The 5168-nt window shown below is 48.9% G+C and carries 3 protein-coding genes; 2 read left to right on the top strand and 1 reads right to left on the bottom strand.

The window, feature by feature from the left end; all coding sequences use genetic code 11:
• Positions 1–518, bottom strand: a 518-nt coding sequence (locus QZY09_RS08455) for a ribose-5-phosphate isomerase A (protein ID WP_295670991.1), incomplete at its 3' end; no start/stop codon positions are given.
• A 152-nt stretch (positions 519–670) separates the two neighbouring features.
• Here QZY09_RS08455 and QZY09_RS08450 point away from each other — a divergent pair.
• Together QZY09_RS08450 and QZY09_RS08445 are read left to right on the top strand one after the other, a co-directional pair.
• Positions 671–1588 (top strand): NADP-dependent oxidoreductase, encoded by a 918-nt coding sequence (locus tag QZY09_RS08450; protein ID WP_295670986.1) that lies wholly within the window; start codon positions 671–673, stop codon positions 1586–1588.
• Positions 1589–1671: 83 nt separating this feature from the next.
• On the top strand, positions 1672–5168 hold a 3497-nt coding region (locus QZY09_RS08445; RefSeq protein ID WP_295670982.1), incomplete at its 3' end, for a VIT domain-containing protein.

The raw sequence follows: 5168 nt of genomic DNA, 5'->3' as shown, positions 1-5168 counted from the left end.
TTATCGGAGATTGCCGCGCCGTCTTTTTTATCGCTCATGCGGATGTTGATCTTTGCATCGGGGAAATCATTCTTCAAGCGTTGCATCACCAATTGCAAAGCCGCCGGTAAAACTTCGATCACCAGGGGATAAGTGATATCTAGTTGATCTGCGTATTTCCCGGCATCACCTATCAAAATAAATTCTTTGGCCATGGCCGCGAGTATTTTTTCGGAGGTGTGGATGCCGCCGCCGCTTTTCAGTGCGTTCAGTTCAGTATCAAACTGGTCGCAGCCATCGAAATAAATATCCGGGTTTTTTGTGAGCGTGATAGATTGCACATTGAAATCATATTGCCTGATCAGCCCTATAGTTTTAAAGGACGATGAAACAAAGGCCAGCGATGCGGCAAGTTCGCTGTCTGCCGCCAGCAATGAAAGCAGGTTGGCAATGGTAGTACCTGCACCAAGGCCGATGGTTTGCCCCGGTTGGATGAGTTTGATCGCTGCCTTTGCAGCTTCCATTTTATAATCTATCATAATTGTTTCGATCAGGATGATGGATAAATTCGAAGATAGGAAGTTTATGGATACACGAGCGGCAAAATAAAAAATGAAGGCTGAGGTAATAATTAATACCTGAAACAGGATAGGTCATCGCACGTTATAACTGCATATAATATAAGGAGCTCATGAAAGCAGTAGAGTTTGAAAAATATGGCGGCCTGGATGTTTTGCAGGTAGCAGAAGTGCCACACCCGGTACCCGCAGCCGGTGAAGTTTTGGTAAAAGTTAAAGCCGCCGGCATCAACCCAGGCGAGGCCGCCATCAGGGAAGGCTTAATGGCTAAACAGTTCCCTGCCACTTTTCCCTCGGGTGAAGGCAGCGACTTCGCGGGCATTATTGAAGAAATTGGCAGTAATGTTAACGGTTTTTCTGTGGGCGATGAAGTGCTTGGCTTTACAAACAAGCGTGCCAGCCATGCCGATTATGTTTTGGCTGAAGCTGACCACATGGTGTTCCGCCCTGCTAACGTATCGTGGGAGCAGGCGGGCGGTCTTTTCGTAGCGGGCACAACCGCCTGGGCATCTGTACATGCGGTGTCGCTTAAGCCGGGTGATACGGTGGTTGTTTCAGGCGCGGCAGGCGGGGTGGGGTCATTGGCGGTCCAACTGGCCAAAAATGCCGGGGCCACGGTGATCGGCATAGCAGGTGAAGCTAACCAGCAATGGCTCACCTATCATGATATCATTCCGGTTACTTACGGGGAGGGAATGAAAGAACGCATTCTCGAAGCTTCCAAAGGAAAGATCGATGCTTTTATCGATACGTTCGGGCATGGCTATGTGGACCTGGCGCTTGAACTGGGGGTACCCGCAGGCCGGATAAATACCATCATCGATTTTGCCGCAGTTGCCAAATATGGCGTAAAGGCAGAAGGCAGCGCTACAGCGGCAAATGTAAAGGTGCTCGCGGAACTGGCTGGCCTGATCAACGCCGATAAACTGGATATGCCCATAGCCAAAACTTACCCCCTGGCACAGGTAAAGGAAGCCTACCGCGACCTGGAAAAGCGCCATACGCGCGGAAAAATTGTGCTGATCCCATAAAGGACCAGCGTTCGCAAAAAAATTAAAAAAATCATTTATGGAATCGCTGGTCTTCCTGCATCCTACAGGAAAATTAGCGATCCATGAAAAGACTCACCTACTTCCTTGTAACGGTATTTGTATTGTTAGTGATACAAATTCCTGCCTTCGGCCAAAGCCCGCAGCTTACTGTGGATGGCAAAAGCAATAACGGCGTAAAGCTGCAGCAGCTGAAGATCGACGTCGCGGTATACGGCAATATCAGCCGCACCACCTGGCAAATGACATTTTATAATACCACCTCGCGCATCCTCGAAGGCACGCTGTCGTTCCCGCTGAAAGATGGCATTAGCGTAAGCCGCTACGCGCTGGACATCAATGGCAAAATGCGCGAGGCGGTACCTATCGACCGCGGCAAAGGCACAGCCGTTTTCGAAGCCGTTGAGCGCCGGCGCATTGATCCCGGTTTGCTTGAAAAAGTGGAGGGAAATATATTCCGCACCCGCATCTACCCCATTAACCCGCACAGCACCCGCACGGTAATTATCGGTTATGAGGAAGAAATCCCGCTGGCGGATAACGGAGAACTTAAATTTACCCTACCCCTTAATGTAAAAGATACGGTAGAGAAATTTTCGCTCAGCGCATCAGTTATTCAAAGCGCGGCGGCCCCGGTTACGGATAATACAGGTGGAGACAACCTGCAATTCGACAGGCATCAAAATACGTATTCGGCAGCTATAGATAAAATCAATTACCTGCCGAATCATCCATTGTCATTCTCTATACCCAAACCGCCGGATGCCGCCGAAGTGATGATCCAGGCGCTGGGCAATAAGTATTATTATTTTATCAATACCACCCTGCAGCCGCAGATCGTCAACAAAACGCTGCCGCAACGTATTGGTTTGTTGTGGGATGTTTCGCTCAGCGGTGCCGCCAGGGACAGCAAAAAAGAGTTCGCGCTGCTGGATGCTTATTTCAAAAAAGTAAATAATGCAGAGATCACTTTAGTAACTTTCAGCAATACCATTATCAATACCAAAACCTATACCATCGCCAACGGCAATTGGGCAGAACTAAAAACTGCGCTGGAACATACCACCTACGATGGCGCTACCGATTTCGGTAAACTCAACCTGGCCCAATATGCCGCCGACGAATATTTACTGATGAGCGACGGCCACCACACCTTCGGCGAAAGAACCATCAGGCTGACCAACAAACCAGTTTATTGTATCAACTCCTCTGCCTCGGCTGATTACAGCAACCTGAAGCTCATCGCCCTGAAAACCGGCGGCGAATTGATCGACCTGACCTCCACAGATAGCGCCAAAGCCCTAAATAGCTTAACCACGCAGCCTTTGCGGTTCTTAGGGATAAAGGTGAGCGGTACGGTGGAAGAAAATTATCCCTCGTTACGGGTAGCCGTCGACCGTACATTTTCTATCGCCGGCATTACCCGCGACCCAAACCAGGTGCTTACTTTACAATATGGTTATGGCGACAAGGTAAGCTACGAAAAAGCAGTAACGCTCGACCTTTCGAAGAATGAAGTAGATGATGTGGACGTAGCCAAACTGTGGGCGCAAAAAAAGATCAGCGAACTGGATATCAACTACAACGCCAACCGGCAGGATATTGAATCCCTCGGCAAGCGCTTTGGCATTGTTACCCGAAATACCTCGCTTATTGTGCTGGAGTCAGTGAACGATTATATCACCTATGATATTGAGCCACCTGCTGAACTGCGCGAACAATTTGACGCCATTATGAAACAAAGGGGTGCAGTCGACAGGGTGCAAAGAGAAAATCTCACTACCTCAGCAAATATGCAGGCTGAGCTTGCGCGATGGTGGCATGCTGAAATAAAAATAGCAGAAGTGCCGGTAAAGCCTGCTGTTACGCCCGAAGTGCGGGTAGAAACACCCGTACAAAATCCTGCTCATACGGCACCTCAAAACCGGGGAGCAGTGAACGGGCAACACCGTACGATCTCAGGTATAGTTACCACAAAAGACGATGGGCAGCCCATACCCGGGGTTACCGTAAAGATAAAAGGTACCAATATTGGCGTTCAAACAAACACCAGTGGGCGCTATACCATTTCCGCACCATCAAACGCGACCCTCGTATTTTCATTTGTTGGCTATGCCGCAAAACAGGTTAACTCGGGACTGCACGGGACAGTTAATATTTCGCTGGAGGCCAGCAGCCAGCAACTGAGCGAAGTGGTGGTAACCTCTTATGGCATACAGCGGCAATCTGCCTCCCTTGGTTATTCCACAGCAACCGTTGAGGAAAAAGATTTGCAAACTCATAAGCCGGTTGCTAATGGTGTAACCGGTAAGGTATCAGGATTAGCTGTAAATACGGTCAATAGCGGAATTTCAAACCCTAATGCGGACAGACCGCCCGTAGTTTCTGATATGGTAGTTTCTCCCGACAATGCCGTACAAACTGCCCCGCCGATGGACACCAGCTTGTTCGTTCGCAAAGGCACTGCCGGCGCGGGCTACAAATCAACCGCGCTGAATGAAGTCGTTGTAGTAGGTTACGGAACACAGCGCCGGGCGGATGTTACGGGTTCGGTGTCTGTAGTGTCTGTATTCGATGCAAAAAAAATGAGCGGAATGAGCGCCGAACAGCTTTTGCAGGGACAGGCTGCAGGTGTTACTGTTGTAAACAACGGTGCGCCCGGCGCGCCATCCACCGTGTATATCCGCGGCATTTCCAATTTCGGGAATACGGCCCCCCTTTATGTAGTTGATGGTGCCGTGGTAAAAGATATAACAATGCTTAACCCGAATGACATTGAAAGTATCCGTGTTTTAAAAGACCCTGCTTCAGCCGCAATCTATGGCGCAGCCGGAGGCAACGGGGTTGTTGTTGTTACTACCAAACAAGGCAAAGAAACCTATTCGGATACTAGTGATGTGAAAAATAGTGATATCAACGTCACCTACAAACATGCGGACGAAGATTATTTAACGCTCATCCGGAAAGTTGATAAAGCACTTCAGTATAACAAATACCTTGATTTAAGGTCCGCCTTTGGCAGCAATCCCATCTATTATTTTGAGGTGGCCAATCATTTTATTAAAACCGGCAACCGGGAATTGGGCGAACGCATTTTAAGCAACCTGGCCGAACTCGACCTGGGCAGTTACGAATTGTACAAAATATTAGGCTATAAATTAAAACAGCTGGGCGATGTAGAAGGCGAAGTATTCGCCTTTAAAAAGGTTACAGAATTGCGCCCCATGGATCCCCAGAGCTTCCGCGATTACGGCCTGGCATTGGAAGATGCCGGAGAACACCAGAAAGCGCTGGATGTTTTGTACGATGCCATGACCAAAAGTTATACCGCCGATGCTGACGGCCTTTACCGCGGTATTCAGGAAATATTCTTGCCTGAGATCAACCGGATCATCGCTTTACACAAAGGGAAACTGAACCTTTCGGCCATCCCTAAAACCATGATCGAAGCAATGCCCGTGGATATCCGCATCGTAATGGACTGGAACATGAACAATACCGACATCGACCTGTGTGTAACCGACCCTAACGGCGAAAAATGTTATTACAGCCATAACCGCAC

The organism is uncultured Mucilaginibacter sp., from assembly GCF_903913935.1.
Lineage (GTDB): Bacteria > Bacteroidota > Bacteroidia > Sphingobacteriales > Sphingobacteriaceae > Mucilaginibacter.
The sequence above is the reverse complement of the archived record's forward strand: the minus strand, read 5'-3'. Positions and strand labels throughout refer to the sequence as shown.

Excerpts from the sequence above, each read along its gene's own strand:
- QZY09_RS08450 (WP_295670986.1), top strand. The coding sequence starts at position 671 with ATGAAAGCAGTAGAGTTTGAAAAATATGGCGGCCTGGATGTTTTGCAG.